The following is a 19,159-nucleotide window of genomic DNA, read 5'->3' on the forward strand; positions in this document are numbered from 1 at the left end:
AAAAAATGCGTATTTTTTCAAAAAAAATCGCTCTCTGCGTTTGGTGGATCGATTCACCATTCTATGACTTTCGTCACGGTGTGTTAGGCTGAATTTCGCTCTCAGACGAGCAACCGCGCTTTCTTTCGTATCCATTTTAATGAACGTAAAAAGGATTGTCTCAATGTCAACTAACGTCCCTGACAGACATGAAGTGCTTTGGTACAACCAACTCGGTATGCACGATGTTGATCGGGTGGGAGGCAAAAACGCCTCCCTGGGGGAGATGATAACCAACCTGTCTGAGCTGGGGGTGTCTGTACCCAACGGTTTCGCTACAACGGCTCAGGCGTTCAATGATTTTCTGGAGCAGAGCGGCGTTAACCAGAAAATTTATGCGTTACTGGATAAAACGGATGTTGATGACGTTGCCGCGCTGGCGCAGGCTGGTAAGCAAATCCGTCAGTGGGTGGTGGATACGCCGTTTACGCCGCAGCTTGACCGCGCCATTCGCGATGCCTATCAGCAATTGGCGGAAGGTGATGCGCAGGCCTCTTTTGCGGTACGTTCTTCCGCCACGGCGGAAGACATGCCTGATGCCTCCTTTGCCGGGCAGCAGGAGACGTTCCTTAACGTTCAGGGAATCGATGCGGTTATGGTGGCGGTGAAGCATGTCTTTGCTTCGCTGTTCAATGACCGTGCGATCTCTTACCGCGTTCATCAGGGATACGACCATCGCGGCATTGCGCTTTCTGCCGGTATTCAGCGCATGGTGCGTTCCGATCTGGCTTCCTCCGGCGTGATGTTCACCATTGATACCGAATCCGGCTTTGATCAGGTGGTCTTCATCACTTCGGCTTATGGGCTGGGGGAGATGGTGGTGCAGGGCGCGGTAAACCCGGACGAGTTCTATGTACACAAGCCGACGCTGCAAAAAGGCAATCCTGCTATTGTGCGGCGTAATATGGGCTCGAAGAAGATCCGCATGGTGTATGCCGACTCTCAGGAGCATGGCAAACAGGTCCGGATTGAGGATGTGCAGGAAGACCTGCGCAACCGTTTCAGCCTGACCGACGATGAGGTGGAACAACTGGCCCGCCAGGCGCTGCAAATCGAACAGCATTATGGCCGTCCGATGGATATCGAATGGGCCAAAGACGGTCATACCGGCAAGCTGTATATCGTGCAGGCGCGGCCGGAAACCGTACGTTCCAACGAGCAGGTGATGGAACGTTATCAGCTGAGCGGGCGCGGCGAAGTGCTGGTGGAAGGGCGTGCTATCGGGCACCGCATCGGCGCAGGCGAAGTGAAGGTGATTCACGATATCGCCGAAATGAACCTGATTCAGCCCGGTGACGTGCTGGTGACCGACATGACCGACCCGGACTGGGAGCCGATCATGAAAAAAGCGTCGGCGATCGTCACCAACCGCGGCGGCCGTACCTGCCATGCCGCGATCATCGCCCGTGAACTGGGTATTCCGGCGGTCGTTGGCTGCGGTGATGCGACCGAGCGCCTGAAAGACGGCCAGAAGGTGACGGTTTCCTGTGCGGAAGGCGATACCGGCTACGTTTATCACGACCTGCTGGACTTCTCGGTACAAAGCTCCGAAGTGAGTGAAATGCCTGAGCTGCCGCTGAAGATCATGATGAACGTCGGGAACCCCGACCGGGCCTTTGACTTCGCCCGTCTGCCTAATGAAGGGGTGGGGTTGGCGCGTCTGGAATTTATCATTAACCGTATGATTGGCGTCCACCCGCGCGCGCTGCTGGAGTTTGATCAGCAAGAGCCGGCGTTGCAGGCGGAAATCCGCGAAATGATGCAGGGGTATGATTCGCCGGTTGAGTTTTACGTCGGGCGTCTGACTGAGGGCATCGCGACCCTGGCGGCGGCATTCTGGCCGAAGCGGGTGATTGTGCGCCTGTCTGACTTTAAATCCAACGAATACGCCAACCTGGTCGGCGGTGAGCGCTACGAGCCGGATGAGGAAAACCCGATGCTGGGCTTCCGCGGCGCCGGTCGTTACATTTCGGACAATTTCTCTGCCTGTTTCTCGCTGGAATGCGCTGCGGTGAAGCGGGTACGTAACGAAATGGGGCTGACCAACGTTGAGGTGATGATTCCGTTCGTGCGTACCGTGGATCAGGCGCGTGACGTGGTGGCGCAACTGGAAAAAGAGGGGCTGAAGCGCGGGGATAACGGGCTGAAAGTGATCATGATGTGCGAGATCCCTTCCAACGCCCTGTTGGCCGATGCGTTCCTGCAATATTTCGACGGTTACTCCATCGGTTCTAATGATATGACTCAGCTGACGCTGGGGCTGGATCGTGACTCCGGGCTGGTGTCGGAGCTGTTTGACGAGCGTAACGATGCGGTTAAGGCGTTACTGTCGATGGCCATTAAGGCGGCGAAGGCGCAAGGGAAGTATGTGGGTATTTGCGGGCAGGGGCCTTCGGATCATGAAGACTTCGCGCGTTGGTTAATGGATGAGGGAATTGACAGTTTGTCTCTTAATCCGGATACCGTGGTGCAAACCTGGGTCAATCTGGCAAATGCTGGTTAAGACTTCTCTTATTATTTTGACGGCCGCACACGCGGCCGTTATTAATATCGTTAGTCGGATTATGTAAGCTGATGAATATAATTTAGCTATCATTTATCAAGAGATATAAATATAAGTTATCGGCAGCCGCATGAAAGACATTGACAGCAGCAATATGTACGAAGGCCGCCGCGATCGGGCTGGCGTGAGGTAAAAAAAAGCCCACCTCAGGGGATGGGCAAAGACTACACACAGCAATTTGGTTGGGAAGTAGTATCGTAGAGTCTTATCTCAAAATAAGGGGAAAGATGACTCGCTAACATGCTGATATAATAGGTAAGCACGCCAATCCAGTCTTTAAGAATCATCCTAATCATCGGTCCGTGCCTTATAATTAACGTGTTTTTCTCATTTATACTTATTTAATTCGGGATGATCTTAGGCGTTATTAAGTTTGTGCGCCTGAGTGTCTGACGCATTAAAGGAAAGTGATTAACCAAAATAAGGTTTTCTGTATTTTAACCGCGCCATTTGGCGAAAGAAATGAAAAGCGGCGGAGAGAGAACCCCTCCGCCGAAAACATTACAGTTTCTCCAGTTCCTGAATTACCTGCTCCGGGTCTTTATCCGGTTCCGGTGCTTCATGTATCCAGGCAGAGATCAGGCGATACGACACGGCCAATACCACGGGGCCGATAAACAGGCCGATCATGCCGAACGCCAGCAACCCACCGATGACGCCGGACAGGATCAGGATCATCGGCAAATCGGCGCCCAGACGAATCAACGCCGGGCGCAGCACGCCGTCCATGGTGCCCACGACGCAGCTCCAGACCAGCAGCACGGTGCCCCAGGTGGTGTCGCCGGTCCAGTAGAGCCAGATAATGGCCGGGACCAGCACCAGCAGCGGGCCAAGCTGCGCCAGGCAGCAGATAAACATCACCACGGTCAGCAGCGTAGCGCCGCTGATGCCGCAAATTGCCAGCCCGATGCCGCCGAGTACGGACTGCGCCAGCGCGGTAACGACCACGCCCAGTGCGACTGCCCGGATGGACTGCGCTGCCAGAATGACGGCTGCGTCGCCGCGTTGGGCGGCGAGACGGATAGCGAAGTGACGGATGCCCAGCGCCACGTGTTCCCCCCGGCTGTAAAGCAGGGCGCTGAATAACAGCATCAGCGTACAGTGCAGCATGAAGCTGCCGACGTGGGCGGCCTGGGCGATAAACCAGGTGACGGCCTGCCCGATATAGGGCTGAACCTTGGCCATAATGGCGCTGCCGCCGCCGTTCATCAGGGAATGCCAGGTGCTGTAGAGCTTGCTTCCTACCAGCGGGATGCTGTTCAGCCAGGCTAAATCCGGCAGTTGCCAGCTTGTGGCGGAGGACGCCCAGGCGAGAACAGGGGCGCTGTTATCGATCAGGCTGACGATAACCAGGGAAATAGGAATAACGAAAAGCAAAATCAGCAACAACATCATGACCAGTACGGACAGCCAGCGTTTGCCCCACATCATCTCCTGCAATTTCGTCAACAGCGGCCAGGTTGCGATGACGATCATGCTGGCCCAGGCGAATCCCAGGACAAATGGCCGCACCACCCAGAAGCAGGACACAATCATCAGCGCGATAAACAGCGTTCCGAACATGATACGCGGCAGGTCAACCTTGGGTTGCGGACCGCGCAGACTATTACCTTCATTCATGAATTTATTTCCATCAATACAAAACTGTCGGGTGGCCTTTGGGCCGTATGATGACGTAAAGCGTAGCGAAACCCTAGAGCCAGGACGAAAAATAGTCCCGGATAAAAGAATAGCGGTTCAGGGGAAAAACAGGAGACAGGCGACGCCATGCCCTGTGGGCATGGCGTTGAATCAGGGGAGAAGGTTCAGGTATTGGTAAGCAAACAGGGTAATAATCACCAGGCAAAAAACGCTGGCGCCCAGTTCGGCAAGATTGCGCGGCAGATAACTCATGGTGTTCGGGTTCCGTACAGTGGCTGACTGTAGAGCAGTATTCCCTGTGAACCTTAAAGAAACATTAAGGCATTTCCCATAATCGCGCCGGGCGAGAATTATCAGAATCGTCGCCCTCCCGATTAGTAGCTGCAGGCGGGGTAAGGCCTTTAATTATTCAGAAATTTTATCACCAGCGCCATCGGCAGAACGGCCGGTTTATGGTAGTTTCAAAAGTGACCCGCTCCGGCGGGCATCCCCAATTCTCCGCAGAGGGAATGGGAATCTCGGACAGACTGGACCGGGCCTGCCGCCCGGCGCAATGACTACAGGTGGTATTCCTTTGAGCAAGCATGGATCGGATCAGCTTGGCATGATCCCTCAAATCGCGCAGGCGCCCGGGCTGGACCAACGGGTGCTGGACTATTTACAGGCATTGGCCGGGCAGGGGTTTACCGGTGATACGGACACCCGCTACGCCACGCGCCTGACGATGGCAACCGACAACAGTATTTATCAGCATCTGCCGGATGCCGTGGTTTTTCCGCGTTCTACCGCGGATGTGGCGCTGCTGGCGCGTGTGGCCGCGGAGGACAAATTCCGGCCGCTGGTGTTTACCCCGCGCGGCGGCGGCACCGGCACCAACGGGCAGGCGCTTAACGGCGGCATCATCGTCGATATGTCGCGTTATATGAACCGGATCCTGGATATTAACGTGGAAGAGGGCTGGGTCCGGGTGGAAGCAGGCGTGATTAAGGATCAGCTTAATCAGTTCCTGAAGCCGTACGGGTATTTCTTCTCTCCCGAATTGTCCACCAGTAACCGCGCCACGCTGGGCGGTATGATCAATACCGATGCTTCCGGGCAAGGTTCGCTGGTCTACGGCAAAACGTCCGACCACGTGTTTGGCCTGCGGGCGGTGCTGCTGGGCGGTGAGTTGCTCGACACCGCGCCGGTGCCGGTCGCATTGGCCCGCCAGTTGGCGCAGGAAGGTACGCTGGCCGGTAATATTTACCGGACCGTACTGGAAAGCTGCGGTGACAACCGCGCGCTGATCCTGGAAAAATTCCCGGCGCTGAACCGTTTTCTGACCGGGTACGATCTGCGGCATGTCTTCAGCGACGACCTGCAAACTTTTGACCTGACCCGCATCCTGACCGGCTCAGAGGGCACGCTGGCCTTCATTACCGAAGCCCGGCTGGACATTACGCCGTTACCCAAAGTGCGCCGTCTGGTTAACGTGAAATATGACTCTTTCGACTCCGCCTTGCGCAATGCGCCTTTTATGGTGGATGCCCAGGCGTTGTCGGTGGAAACCGTGGATTCCAAGGTGCTGAACCTGGCGCGTGAAGACATTATCTGGCACTCGGTAAACGAGCTGATTCTGGATGTGCCGGATAAAGAGATGCTGGGGCTGAATATCGTCGAGTTCGCCGGTGATGATGAGGAACTGATCGACGGCCGGCTTGACAGGCTGTGCCAGGGCCTTGATGCGCTGATGGCGGAAGGCCGGGGCGGCGTGATCGGCTACCAGGTCTGCGGCGATTTGCCCGGCATTGAACGTATCTACGCAATGCGTAAAAAAGCGGTGGGGCTGCTGGGGAACGCCAAAGGGCAGGCGAAGCCGATTCCCTTCGTGGAGGATACCTGCGTGCCGCCGCAGCATCTGGCGGATTACATCACGGAGTTCCGCGCGTTGCTGGATGAACATCAGTTGGCCTACGGCATGTTCGGCCACGTTGATGCCGGGGTGCTGCACGTCAGGCCGGCGCTGGATATGTGCGATCCGCAGCAGGAGCTGCTGATGAAGCAAATTTCCGACCAGGTGGTGGCGCTGACGGCCAAATACGGCGGTTTGCTGTGGGGGGAGCACGGGAAGGGGTTCCGCGCGCAATATAGCCCGGAATTTTTCGGTGAAACCCTGTATCACGAGCTGCGCCGCGTCAAGGCGGCGTTTGATCCCGAAAACCGCCTCAACCCCGGTAAAATTTGTTCGCCGCTGGGCGTAGATGCTCCGATGATGCAGGTGGATGCGGAGAAACGCGGCACCTACGATCGCCGGATCCCGCTTTCGGTGCGCACGGAGTTTCGCGGCGCGATGGAGTGTAACGGCAACGGCCTGTGCTTTAACTTCGATGCCCGCAGCCCGATGTGCCCATCAATGAAAATTACCGGCGATCGCATCCATTCGCCGAAAGGACGCGCCACGCTGGTGCGGGAGTGGTTGCGCTTACTGGCGGAACAGGGCGCGGATCCGCTGCTGCTGGAAGAGCGCCTGGGGAAAACGTCTACGCTGCGCGGGTTGATAGAGAAAACGCGCAACAGCTGGCATGCGCGTAAAGGTGAGTATGACTTCTCTCACGAAGTTAAGGCGTCGATGTCGGGATGCCTGGCCTGTAAGGCCTGTTCTACACAGTGCCCGATCAAAATAGACGTTCCCGCTTTCCGTGCGCGTTTCCTTCAGCTGTATCACACCCGTTATCTGCGCCCGGCGAGTGATTACCTGGTCGCCGCGGTGGAAGGCTATGCGCCGCTGATGGCGAAGGCGCCACGGGTGTTTAACTTCTTCCTGCGTCAGCCCTGGGTACGCAACCTGAGCCGGAAACACATTGGTATGGTGGACCTGCCGCTGCTTTCATCCCCGACGCTGAACCAGCAGCTTGCCGGGCATCGTGCCGCCACAAAAACGCTGGAACAGCTTGAGACGCTGGGGGAAAAAGACCGTCAGCGCCATGTGCTGATCGTGCAGGACCCGTTTACCAGCTATTACGATGCGCAGGTCGTGGCGGATTTTGTTCGTCTGGTGGAGAAGCTGGGATTTGAGCCGGTGTTGTTGCCGTTCTCACCGAACGGAAAGGCGCAGCACATTAAAGGATTCCTGACGCGTTTCGCCAAAACAGCGCAAAGAACCGCCGAATTCCTTAACCGCGTTGCGCGCCTCGGTATGCCGATGGTCGGCGTCGATCCGGCGCTGGTGCTGTGTTACCGCGATGAGTACCGTGAAATACTGGGTGACCGGCGTGGGGATTTCACCGTTCAGTTGGTTCATGAATGGCTGCAAAAAGCGCTCCCCGCGGTTGAGGAAGAAGCCAACATCAGCGGCGAGCCGTGGTATCTGTTTGCGCATTGTACGGAAAGCACCGCGTTGCCAGCCAGTTCTCAACAGTGGCAAAAACTGTTTGCCCGTTTCGGCGCGAAGCTGGAGAACGTCAGCGTCGGTTGCTGCGGGATGGCGGGAACCTACGGACATGAAAGCAAGAATCTGGAGAATTCGCTGGGCATCTATGAGTTGTCGTGGCATCAGGCATTGCAGCGCCTGCCGCGTCAGCGCTGTCTGGCCCCCGGGTATTCCTGCCGCAGCCAGGTGAAACGTGTTGAGGGTAACGGGCTGCGGCATCCGTTACAGGCGCTGCTGGAGATTGTGTCATGATTTGGAAACGCGCGGCCACGCTGGAACAACTGAACCAGACCGGAGCGGACTGCATGGTGGGGCATCTGGGCATCATCATTACCCGCCTGGATGACAATGAAATGGAAGGCACGATGCCTGTCGATCAGCGAACCCGGCAGCCTTTCGGCTTGTTGCACGGCGGCGCATCCGTCGTGTTGGCGGAAACCCTGGGGTCGCTGGCCGGCTATCTGTGCTCGGAAGGTCAGCAACAGGTGGTCGGCGTCGAGATTAACGCCAATCACCTGCGGGCTGTGCGGGACGGACAGGTGCGCGGCGTGTGCCGGGCGTTGCATGCCGGACGCCGTAATCAGGTGTGGCAGATTGATATCTTTGATGAGCAGGACCGCCTGTGCTGCGTTTCCCGCCTGACGACCATGATTGTCGATCCCCGCTGAGTACCCGTATTACTCCCCGGTGTGATGCCGGGGAGTAACCCTCTGTAATTCAAATTTTAATTTCTCATCCATGGGCGCTAAACTGTGATCCATCAACCATTTTTTAGCTGCGGGGTCGTCTGTGGAGGTTCAAAGTATCATTTCCGGCGCGGAGATTCAGTTGCCGGCGGATGCGGTATATGCCATTCAGCTTGACGGTAAAGGCGGCAGCGTGCCGATTACTGCGGACACGCAGGCGTCGGCCGGGCAGCCGTGCTGGTTGCATATGGATTATACATTTCAGGAAACGCAGAACTGGCTGAATGGGACGCCATTATTGCCGGACGCCGTTCGTGTGTGTCTGGGCGGTGAGAGCATGCGTCCGCGCGTGACGCGTCTTGGCGACGGCACCATGATTATTCTGCGCAGCATCAACTTTAACCGTGACTCACGCCCGGACCAACTGGTGGTCATCCGGTTGTTTATGACGGATAAACTGGTCGTTTCTACCCGCCACCGTAAGGTGTTCGCCATCGACGAGGTGCTGACCGATCTGCAGAACCATACCGGCCCGGTCAGCAGCGGAGACTTGCTGGTGCAGATAGCCGATGCGCTGACCGATCACACCAGCGAATTTATTGAAGACCTGCATGACAAGATTATCGATCTTGAAGATAACCTGATGGACAATCAGGTGCCGGAGCGCGGGCAGCTGGCGTTGATTCGTAAACAACTTATCGTGCTGCGCCGGTACATGTCGCCGCAGCGGGACGTATTTTCACGCCTGGCAAGCGAGCGACTGCCCTGGATGACGGACGACGATCGCCGGCGTATGCAGGACATTGCCGACCGCCTGGGGCGGGGGCTGGATGATCTGGACGGCAGTATTGCCCGTACGGGCATTCTGGCTGATGAAATCGCCACTCAGATGGCGGACTCCATGAACCGTCGTACCTATACCATGTCGCTGATGGCGATGTTATTCCTGCCGACGACCTTCCTGACGGGGCTGTTCGGCGTCAACCTGGGCGGCATTCCGGGTAATACGTCGCGATTCGGCTTCAGTATTTTTTGCGGATTGCTGCTGGTATTGGTCGGTGGGGTTGTCTGGTGGTTAAAACGGAGTAAATGGTTGTAAAAATCGCCCTGGTATTATTTGGGCTATATCAAAAATATTCTTAATCAAATTTGAAAGGGCGGATTAGATTGAGCCATATCAAATATTCCGCGGGAGTGGTATTGCAAACTGCTTCTCGCAGGTGAATGCAACGTCAAGCGATGGGCGTTGCGCTCCATATTGTCTTACTTCCTAATTTTTTGAATTATTGCATAGCACATTTAATTCGTACCATGCCGGCTCTGAAGCCGGCATTTTTTTGTCTGCGATTCTTACTTCACTTCAATGACGTCCAGGCGAACGCCCTGCGTCAAATCCGGCATATCTTCATCATCCTCGCGCCAGCCTACGGGGTTAACGGGCAGTTCTTCCCGGTCAAAGGCCAGATCGCCGCCGTCGACCACTTCTGCGCCGTGGTGGATGCCTTTAAAATCAAACAAGCGGGTATCGGCAAGGTGTGAAGGCACCACGTTTTGTACCGCGCTGAACATGGTTTCGATGCGGCCGGGGTAGCGTTTATCCCAGTCGCGCAGCATCTCTTTGATGACCTGACGCTGAAGGTTCGGCTGTGAGCCGCACAGGTTGCACGGAATGATCGGGAAGCTGCGTGCTTCGGCGAAGCGCTCAATGTCTTTTTCCCGGCAGTAGGCCAGCGGACGGATAACGATATGTTTGCCGTCGTCGCTCATCAGCTTGGGCGGCATGCCTTTCAGCTTGCCGCCGTAGAACATGTTTAGAAACAGCGTCTGTAAAATGTCGTCACGATGATGGCCCAGCGCTATTTTCGTGGCGCCGAGTTCCGTTGCCGTACGGTACAAAATGCCGCGGCGCAGGCGTGAGCAAAGAGAGCAGGTGGTTTTCCCTTCGGGAATTTTCTCTTTTACGATGCCGTAGGTGTTCTCTTCTACGATCTTGTACTCCACGCCGATGCTGTCGAGATAGGCGGGCAGTACGTGCTCCGGGAATCCGGGCTGTTTTTGGTCAAGGTTGACGGCAACCAGACTGAAATTCACCGGGGCGCTTTGCTGTAGGTTCCGCAGGATTTCCAGCATGGTGTAGCTGTCTTTGCCGCCGGACAGACAAACCATGATGCGATCGCCGTCCTCAATCATATTGAAATCGGCGATGGCTTCGCCCACGTTGCGGCGCAGGCGTTTTTGCAGCTTGTTGAGATTGTACTGTTCTTTAGGCTTAACGGATTGATTTTCTTTCATTTAACCTTAACTCAAATTCTTTATGGGGCACCGGAAGGCATAGTTTTCTGCACTACGAGCTTCGCGTTTATCGTCCGTATGTGCTCGCTGTGTAATTTATCGGTCCGTGTTGCGCAGATTTTGTATGCCCTTTACGCGTTTTCATGCCCCGACTGACTCGCGATGCAAGAAGGGGAAGGTTATGCTGACCGGTCGGCGCCGGCATGCAAAAGTATGGCGTGTATGGTACGGATTATGGGGACGAATTCCAGTGTGTTTTGGGGAGGTAGTGAAATAAGCTTCAGTTTTGTACGGCACAGCGTGCCGTGCCTTCCGCTTTCAGATTTTCAATATCTTCACCGCCCTGCTTTATGGCCGTTTCCAGCGCGCGTACGGAAGGATACCGTTCACGGAATAGCGCCGTTACGCAGGCACAACCCCGTTCCGCGTCTTCCGGGGAAACTTGTTGCATCGCCTTTTTTACGCACTCACGCTGGAATGCGGTGAATTCAGCCTCGCGTTTTTCGTTCTCTGAGGCCGTGAAGGAAGCGGCCAGGGTAAGCAATGTCAGTATCAGGGCTGGAATAAAGGCAGAAGGGGAACGAACGGCTTGTAATAAGGTTTTGGGGGGCGTGGATTTTTTTACCAGGTTGAGAATACCGCCGATCAGAAAGCAGAACATCAGGAAAGTCAGTATTTTTCCGATAATAAATCCGATGATGTAGCCCATTTAGCCGTCCCTGCAATGGTGAGTTGGTGTGACAGTCTAGCCGAGCGAATGAAAGGCATCCAGCCTTGAAAATAAAAACACAGCGGGCCGCTTAGCAGCCCGTTGCTCCGGATGACAGAATAACGCCATAGATTGGCCTTTATCCCTGATGCGGCATGAGTTTAGGGTCGGCGACGACCGGTGGTTTTTGGCTGGTTAATGCCTGTTCGTCCGCGCTGATGCTGCCGGAGGCATCAGCCCATACGCCTTCTACTTTAGACTTGGTGATCTGTTGGTGCTGATAATTGAGATCCTGACCTACTGCGGCAACATGGTTACTCTCGGTTCCGCCGCTGTTGTCGGCCCAGGGAATTTGCATATCTGCGGCAAAAGCAGAACCGGTTGCTGCGGTAACAAACAGCAGTGAAGCAATAAGCGTTTTCATGGAATAAACTCCAATATAAATGATGTAAATAGTCTTATAAATTTTAAGTAATTTGCCTTGCTCTGCAATCACTGAGATGTATTCGTTTATTTCTTCTGCATCAGCATGAAATGTATAACCATGGTGCATGAAATCAGCGTGCGTTATTGGTTTTTTTATATAACTTCATTATTGAAATTGTGTTAACTAATTGATTTACATGAAATTTATAATTCAACTTGATTGCTGCTGAGAGGAGGGGAAAGCGGCTGGTGGTGCATGTTTATAGTAATCAGGAATATTTCATGAAGGGGTGTTTCATATTATTAATAGCAGACGATTGTGGTAAAGAGTGAACATGCCTTATTGTTACATTATGTAGTGGCTCGACATATTTTATGGCGTTACGGACCCATGTCTCCGCTAACGTATATTCCGCGGCTTTATATTACCCGGAGGATATTAATTCAGCACGATAGTTCTGCGGATTGATTAAAAGAAATATTCCTGAAAAGAAAAAGGCGGGAAAACCCGCCCTTGATGAACCTGCCATTGTCCTCAGGCTGCTTCCGGCTCAATGCGCGGACGCTGAGGTTCAACATCCAGATATTGCATGATCCCCTCTGCGGCGTGACGGCCTTCCGCGATCGCGGTAACCACCAGATCGGCGCCGCGTACGGCATCACCGCCGGCAAAGATCTTCGGGTTGCTGGTCTGGTAAGGAACACGGGTTTCCACGCTGGCGACGATGCGGCCCTGACGGTCAAAGCCTACGTTTTGCGCTTTCAGCCAGGGCATGGCGTGTGGCGTAAAGCCAAAGGCGATGACCACGGCGTCAGCCGGCATCACGAACTCGGAGCCAGGCACCGGCTTCGGACGGCGGCGTCCGGCGGCGTCGGGTTCACCCATAACGGTGCGCAGCATACGAATGCCGCTGACTTTCCCGCTTTCGTCAACTTCAATCCCCAGCGGCTGAACGTTGAACTCGAACAGTACGCCTTCTTCACGCGCGTTCTTCACTTCTTTTTTAGAGCCGGGCATGTTGGCTTCATCGCGGCGGTAGGCGCAGGTGACGACTTCCGCGCCGTGGCGTGCCGATGTCCGTACGCAGTCCATCGCGGTGTCGCCGCCGCCCAGCACGACGACCTTTTTACCGGCCATATTGATGTAAGGCTCATCATCTTTTTCCGGTAATCCCATCACATGTTTGGTGTTGGCGATCAGGAACGGTAACGCCTCATATACGCCTGGCGCGTCTTCATTTTCAATGCCGGCCTTCATGAACTGGTAGGTTCCCACGCCAACAAAAACTGCATCAAAGTCGCTCATCAACTGTGCCATCGGGATGTCACGGCCGATTTCGGTATCCAGATGGAACTCGATCCCCATCCCCGTGAAGATTTCACGCCGATGCGCCATGATGGATTTTTCCAGCTTGAAAGAGGGGATGCCAAAGGTCAGCATACCGCCGATTTCAGGATGACGGTCAAAGACCACGGCTTTCACGCCGTTACGGGCAAGGATGTCGGCGCAGGCTAACCCGGCCGGGCCGGCGCCGATAATCGCTACGCGTTTATTAACCGGCTTAACGTAAGAAAGATCGGGTTTCCATCCGCGCTGGAAGGCGGTGTCGGTAATATAACGCTCAATGTTGCCAACGGTGACAGCCCCGAACTCTTTGCCCAGCGTGCAGGAACCTTCACACAGGCGATCCTGCGGGCAAACGCGGCCGGTAACTTCAGGCAGGCAGTTGGTCTGGTGGGAAAGTTCTACGGCTTCCATTACCCGATCCTCTTTGACCAGGCGCACCCAGTGAGGAATCCGGTTGTGCAGCGGACAGGTCCACTCGCAGACGCTGTGGGTGCCGCATGACAGGCAGCGCTCCGCCTGTTGCCCCGCTTCTCCGGCGGTAAAGGTCGGATAGATTTCCACGAACTGGGCTTTGCGGATTTCCAGCGGTTTCTTCACCGGATCATGGCGCGCCGGGCTGCCTTTCATCTTGGCGACTTTGCTGGTGCGGGCCGGGGCGGCGCGCTGGGCGGCGGTAAGCCCCTGTTCGTCCGCGTCGAGGGTGAACGCCGCGGTTTGCAGGCGTTGACGCCGCAGGGCATTCAGGTTCTGTTCGGTGATGTACTGCAGGGCATTACTGGGGCAACTGGCGACGCAGGACGGGCTGTCCGCCACGCCCGCGCACAGATCGCACTTATGGGCGTTGGCGATGACGCCGCTGTTGCGCCCGGCGTGCGGATCAGGGTAGGTCACGATTTCCATCGCGCCGAACGGGCAGGCGACAACGCAGGTTTTGCAGCCGATGCATTTTTCCTGAATGACCTGAATGCTGTCGTCGCTGCGAACGATCGCGCCGTTAGGGCAAACGGTGGCGCACGGGGCGTCTTCGCAATGGCGGCATAAAATAGCGGTGCGTTGTTCGCCGTATTTCATTACGTGAATGCGTGGCTGGAACAACTCCGGCGTCAAAACATGTTCGCCGTGATTATGAGCCATGACGCATGCCACTTCGCATGCACGGCAACCGATACAGTTTTTGGCATCGGCGATAACAAAACGATTCATAGCGACCTCACCCAACACAACGTCCAGAAAATGAAAGAATCATCACCGGGTTATGCATTTATCATGCACAAGCAGGGATAATTAACGTAAAGGGAGCGATAAGAAATGTTATGTTGTGGAATCTATCACATTCCTGGTGAGCAATTAGGTTGAAAAACATACGGTTCCGGTAAAGGAATGCGTTATGTCAATTTCAACTCAGGAATTCTCCTGCCCGCTATCGTCCCTGTTATCAAAACGAAATTTTAATTATCAATATGCATGTGTACATGATAATCGGGGAATGGGCGCGGGGGAATTGTTCAGGTGCACAGAAATGAACAGCGATGGCACGAAAATGCCATCGCCGGGTATGAAACGTGCTAAGGAAAATTACTCGGCGGCGCTTTTTTCGCTTTTCCCCGCCATCTGGCTGAGGAAATCGAAGCGTTTTTGCAGCTCTTCCGCGGCTTCACGGTAAAGCAGCTCCGCGACGTCCGGCTCCGTGGTGTTCAGGCGGCGGAAGCGTTGCTCGTTCAGCAGCGTTGCGGTCAGGTCTGCCGACGGCGGGCGGGAATCCAGCGCCAGAGCCGGTTTCCCTTCTTCTGTGCGGCGTGGATCGAAGCGATACAGCGGCCAGAACCCTGCCGACGTCAGTTGCTTCATCTGCTCATGGCTGTAGGCCAAGTCGTATCCGTGCTCTTCACAGGGGCTGTAAGCGATGATCAGCGACGGGCCGGGATACGCCTCCGCCTCCTGAATCGCTTTCACTGTCTGGTTAAGCTGCGCGCCCAGGGAGATCTGCGCGACGTAAACGTGGCCATACATCATCATGCTGACGCCCAAATCCTTGCGTGCCTTACGTTTGCCGTGCTCGCCGAACTTCGTCACCGCACCGATGGGCGTCGCTTTTGACTGCTGGCCGCCGGTGTTGGAATAGCATTGGGTGTCGAGCACCAGAACGTTGACGTTTTCCGTCAGGCTAAGGACGTGGTCAAGGCCGCCGAAGCCGATGTCGTAGGCCCAGCCATCGCCGCCGATCAACCAGATAGACTTATCGACCAGATAATCGGCATCGGCCTCTAACTGACGCGCCGCCGGGGCCGCGTTATCACGCAATAATGCGCGCAGCGTGGCAACCTGTTGACGGCGAACGTCCGCCTCAGTACCTTCGCTTTGCAACGCCGCCACCAGATCTTGCGGCAGTTCTGGACGCAGTTCGTCCAGCAAACGCAGAACCCGCTGGCGATGCTGATCCACCGTCAGGCGGAAGCCCAGGCCGAATTCCGCATTGTCCTCGAATAATGAGTTGGCCCAGGCCGGCCCGCGTCCTTCCGCGTTGGTGGTATAGGGCGTGGTGGGCAGGTTTCCGCCGTAAATCGAAGAACAACCGGTAGCGTTGGCAATCAGCAAACGATCGCCGTAAAGCTGGGTCAGCAGCTTAATGTAAGGCGTTTCACCGCAGCCGGAGCAGGCGCCGGAATATTCGAACAGCGGGCTGATCAATTGAGAGGTGCGGATGTCGATACGCTCAATTTTGCTGCGATCGATTTCAGGCAGTTCGAGGAAGAAGCCGAAGTTTGCTTTTTCCTCTTCCAGATGCTCAAGGCGCGGTTTCATGTTGATGGCCTTGATCTCCGGATTTTGCCGGTCTTTGGCCGGGCAGACCTCCACGCAGAGGTTGCAGCCGGTGCAGTCTTCCGGCGCGACCTGAAGCACGTATTTCTGGCCGCGCATATCGCGCGCCTTGACGTCCAGGGAGTCCAGCGACGCCGGCGCGCCTTCCATCGCTTCCGGGGAAACGACTTTGGCGCGGATGGCCGAATGCGGGCAGGCCGCGACGCAGTGGTTGCACTGGGTACACAACGGCGCTTCCCAGATGGGAAATTCTTCGGCGATGTTGCGTTTTTCCCAGCGGGTGGTGCCGGTCGGCCAGGTGCCGTCCGGCGGGAAGGCGGAAACAGGCAGGGCGTCGCCCAACCCGGCCAGCATTGTTGCCGTGACGGTTTTCACGAAGTCCGGGGCGGCGTCGGAGACTACCGGCGGGCGCACCGGGCTGGTTTCATCAACCGGACTCAGCGCAATCTCCGTCAGGGCGTCGCGCGCGGCGGCCAGCGCCTGCCAGTTGCGCTCCACGACGTCGTTTCCTTTGCTGCTGTAGCTGCGGCTGATGGCGTCCTGCAACAGGCTCAGCGCATCGACGCCAGGCAGAACGTTGCTCAGGTGGAAGAAGGCCATCTGCATCACGGTGTTGATGCGGGCGCCCAGCTTGCATTCGCGCGCGATTTTGGCGGCGTTGATGACGTAAAACCGGGCTTTGCGCTGGTGAAGCAACGCCTGCACGTCCTGCGGCAGATTGTGCCAGACGTCAGCGGCGGCGAACGGCGTGTTGAGCAGGAAAATGCCGCCGGGTTTCAGTTTTTCCACCATCTGGTATTTGTCGATGAACTGCCATTGGTGGCAGGCGACGAAGTCCGCCTGACCAATCAGGTAGGCGGAGTGAATCGGGCTGTCGCTGATACGCAGGTGCGAGACCGTTAACCCGCCTGCTTTTTTGGAGTCGTAAACGAAATAGCCCTGGGTGTAATAAGGCGTGCTGTTGCCGATGATCTTGATGTTGTTTTTGGTGGCGGAAACGGTGCCGTCGCTGCCCAGTCCGAAAAACAGGGCTTCCATCCGGGTGCGCTGCGGCAGTAACTCATCGCTCAGCGGCAACGAGAGATGCGTGATGTCGTCAAAGATGCCGACGGTAAAGCGCGGGCGCGGGGCCTCCTGCTTCAGTTCGTTAAACACGGCCAGCGCGCAGTCCGGTCCGAACTCTTTTGATGATAGCCCGTAGCGTCCGCCGATAACGCGCGGCATGCTGTCGCGTTCTCCGCGGGAGCAGGCCTCGGCCAACGCGGTCATGATATCAAGGTAAAGCGGTTCGGCCTGCGCGCCCGGTTCTTTGGTACGATCCAATACCGCGATGCGTTTGGCGCTGGCGGGCAGCACATCCAGCAAATGCCGGGCGGAGAAGGGGCGGAACAGGCGGACTTTCAGTACGCCGACTTTTTCACCCCGGCTCAGCAGGGTATCGACGACTTCCTCGCAGGTGCCGATGGCCGATCCCATCAGGATCACCACGCGATCCGCCTGCGGGTGGCCGTAATACTCAAACGGGCGATACGCACGGCCGGTTTGCGCGGCGAATGCCGTCATCGCGTCTTCAACGTGCTGATAGGTGGCGTCATACCACGGGTTAGTGGCCTCACGCGACTGGAAATAGGTATCCGGGTTGGCCGATGTGCCGCGAATGACGGGATGATCCGGCGTCAGGGCGCGTGCGCGATGTGCGTCGATAGCCGTCTGCGGCAGCAGGGCTTTCAGCGTATCGTCAGACAGCGGCGCGATTTTATTGATTTCATGCGACGTACGGAAACCGTCGAAGAAATGAATAAACGGTATGCGGCTGTTGAGCGTGGCGATCTGGGAAATCAGTGCGAAGTCCTGTGCTTCCTGTACGCTGGCGGCGCATAACATGGCGCAACCGGTTTGGCGCACGGCCATGACGTCGGAGTGATCGCCGAAAATAGACAAGGCGTGGGTGGCGACCGTGCGGGCCGCGACGTGCAGCACGAATGGCGTCAGTTCGCCGGCGATTTTGTACAGATTCGGGATCATCAGCAGCAATCCCTGTGAGGAGGTGAAGGAGGTCGCCAGCGCGCCGGTTTGCAAGGCACCGTGTACCGTGGCGATCGCGCCGCCTTCCGACTGCATCTCTACAACGCGGGGCGTATCGCCCCAGATATTTTGGCGTCCGTCGCCTGACCAGGAATCCGCTTGTTCTGCCATGGTGGAACTTGGCGTGATGGGGTAGATCGCAATGACCTCATTGGTGCGGTAAGCCACCGAGGCCACTGCGCTGTTACCGTCAGTGGTGATCATTAAACGTACCTTTGTTTGCTCACTAAAACAGGATGTGTCCGATTACAGTCCGGTACACTCTCAGATGCCGAAAGTCTAACAAAATGCGATCGGCAGTCTTATCAGTTTTATGGCAAAGCGCAGGCAGGTAAGCAGGGGGGGGGGAAACGATACCCGCGTTAGCGGATATCGATAAAGCGTACGCCGCTGATTTGTTGCACCTGGGCATAAACGTCGCTGATCTCCTGCTTCGGGCGCAGGGTCAGCTCCATCGTCATCTCGCAGACTTCGCTGTCGTTTTCATGCTGGACGACCGACAGGTAGCCAGGCTTCAGCCGCAGCTTTTGCAGCGTGACCAGCACGCCCGGCACGCTTTCCGGCAACAGACGTATCAGCATGGAATGATGGTGGCCGAGCAGGTGGTTTCCCAACTGGCGGAATACCTCCAGCACCACCAGCGTCATCAGCGCGCCGTATATGCCGATTTCATACAGGCCGCTGCCGATCACCAGGCCGATGGCCGCGGTGACCCACAGGCCGGCGGCGGTAGTCAGCCCCTTAACAACCTGCTTCTGAATAATGATGGTGCCCGCGCCGAGAAAACCCATGCCGCTGACGACCTGGGCGGCGATACGGCTGGGGTCCAGACCAACGTGACTTTCGTTCAAAATATCGGCAAAACCGTATTTAGAAACTATCATAAACAAAGCGCTGCCGATGCCGACCAGAATATGGGTACGTAACCCTGCCTCTTTGGCGCGGAGCTGGCGTTCCAGGCCGATCAGGCCGCCGAGAAATCCCGCAAGGGCGACACGCAGCAATAAATCAGTGATCATAAGCTCTCTCATTCGGTAATTCGGTTGTCTTACCCGGCAATAAAGGGTAAAACTTTTGCAGTTATTATAAACCCGCTGCGCGACAGGTTTTGCACACCTGATGACAAGCGCTGGGAACAACA

11 protein-coding genes are annotated in these 19,159 nt (G+C 56.1%); 4 read left to right on the plus strand and 7 right to left on the minus strand.

Annotated features, from left to right (window positions below):
• Positions 1 to 163: 163 nt before the first annotated feature.
• Complete coding sequence (gene ppsA / locus C8D90_RS02405; protein WP_115456808.1) at positions 164 to 2,542, plus strand: phosphoenolpyruvate synthase; 2,379 nt, start codon at positions 164 to 166, stop codon at positions 2,540 to 2,542.
• 561 nt (positions 2,543 to 3,103) lie between these two features.
• On the opposite strand, the gene ydiK is transcribed toward ppsA, so the two are convergent.
• Complete coding sequence (gene ydiK / locus C8D90_RS02410) at positions 3,104 to 4,222, minus strand: AI-2E family transporter YdiK (protein WP_115456809.1); 1,119 nt, start codon at positions 4,220 to 4,222, stop codon at positions 3,104 to 3,106.
• 625 nt (positions 4,223 to 4,847) lie between these two features.
• On the opposite strand from ydiK, the gene ydiJ reads away from it, so the two are divergent.
• The 3 genes from ydiJ to zntB all read left to right on the plus strand — a co-directional run bounded on the left by ydiJ (position 4,848) and on the right by zntB (position 9,437).
• Complete coding sequence (ydiJ, locus tag C8D90_RS02415) at positions 4,848 to 7,904, plus strand: D-2-hydroxyglutarate dehydrogenase YdiJ (protein WP_115456810.1); 3,057 nt, start codon at positions 4,848 to 4,850, stop codon at positions 7,902 to 7,904.
• The gene (locus tag C8D90_RS02420; RefSeq protein WP_115456811.1) at positions 7,901 to 8,320 is read left to right on the plus strand and encodes a hotdog fold thioesterase; all 420 of its coding nucleotides are present in this window, start codon (positions 7,901 to 7,903) and stop codon (positions 8,318 to 8,320) included. Before ydiJ ends, C8D90_RS02420 begins: the two co-directional genes overlap by 4 nt.
• 136 nt (positions 8,321 to 8,456) lie before the next feature.
• Positions 8,457 to 9,437: a zinc transporter ZntB gene (zntB, locus tag C8D90_RS02425; protein ID WP_115457238.1), complete on the plus strand. Its 981-nt coding sequence runs from the start codon at positions 8,457 to 8,459 to the stop codon at positions 9,435 to 9,437.
• A 251-nt stretch (positions 9,438 to 9,688) separates the two neighbouring features.
• On the opposite strand, the gene ttcA is transcribed toward zntB, so the two are convergent.
• From ttcA to C8D90_RS02455, 6 genes are all read right to left on the minus strand, one after another.
• Positions 9,689 to 10,630, minus strand: coding sequence for a tRNA 2-thiocytidine(32) synthetase TtcA (gene ttcA, locus C8D90_RS02430; protein ID WP_115456812.1), 942 nt, complete (start codon positions 10,628 to 10,630; stop codon positions 9,689 to 9,691).
• Between the two features lie 280 nt (positions 10,631 to 10,910).
• Positions 10,911 to 11,339, minus strand: coding sequence for a hypothetical protein (locus C8D90_RS02435; protein WP_115456813.1), 429 nt, complete (start codon positions 11,337 to 11,339; stop codon positions 10,911 to 10,913).
• Between the two features lie 139 nt (positions 11,340 to 11,478).
• Positions 11,479 to 11,763, minus strand: a complete 285-nt coding sequence (locus C8D90_RS02440) for a hypothetical protein (RefSeq protein WP_115457239.1) — start codon at positions 11,761 to 11,763, stop codon at positions 11,479 to 11,481.
• 537 nt (positions 11,764 to 12,300) lie between these two features.
• On the minus strand, positions 12,301 to 14,316 hold the full coding sequence (aegA, locus tag C8D90_RS02445) for a formate-dependent uric acid utilization protein AegA (RefSeq protein ID WP_115456814.1): 2,016 nt from the start codon (positions 14,314 to 14,316) through the stop codon (positions 12,301 to 12,303).
• 372 nt (positions 14,317 to 14,688) lie between these two features.
• Positions 14,689 to 18,222, minus strand: coding sequence for a pyruvate:ferredoxin (flavodoxin) oxidoreductase (nifJ, locus tag C8D90_RS02450; RefSeq protein WP_115456815.1), 3,534 nt, complete (start codon positions 18,220 to 18,222; stop codon positions 14,689 to 14,691).
• A gap of 158 nt (positions 18,223 to 18,380) precedes the next feature.
• The gene (locus C8D90_RS02455; protein WP_115456816.1) at positions 18,381 to 19,037 is read right to left on the minus strand and encodes an MgtC/SapB family protein; all 657 of its coding nucleotides are present in this window, start codon (positions 19,035 to 19,037) and stop codon (positions 18,381 to 18,383) included.
• Between the last annotated feature and the right edge of the window lie 122 nt (positions 19,038 to 19,159).

Origin of the sequence: Enterobacillus tribolii, from assembly GCF_003363015.1 — a bacterium.
In the GTDB taxonomy this organism is placed as follows: Bacteria; Pseudomonadota; Gammaproteobacteria; order Enterobacterales; family Enterobacteriaceae; genus Enterobacillus; species Enterobacillus tribolii.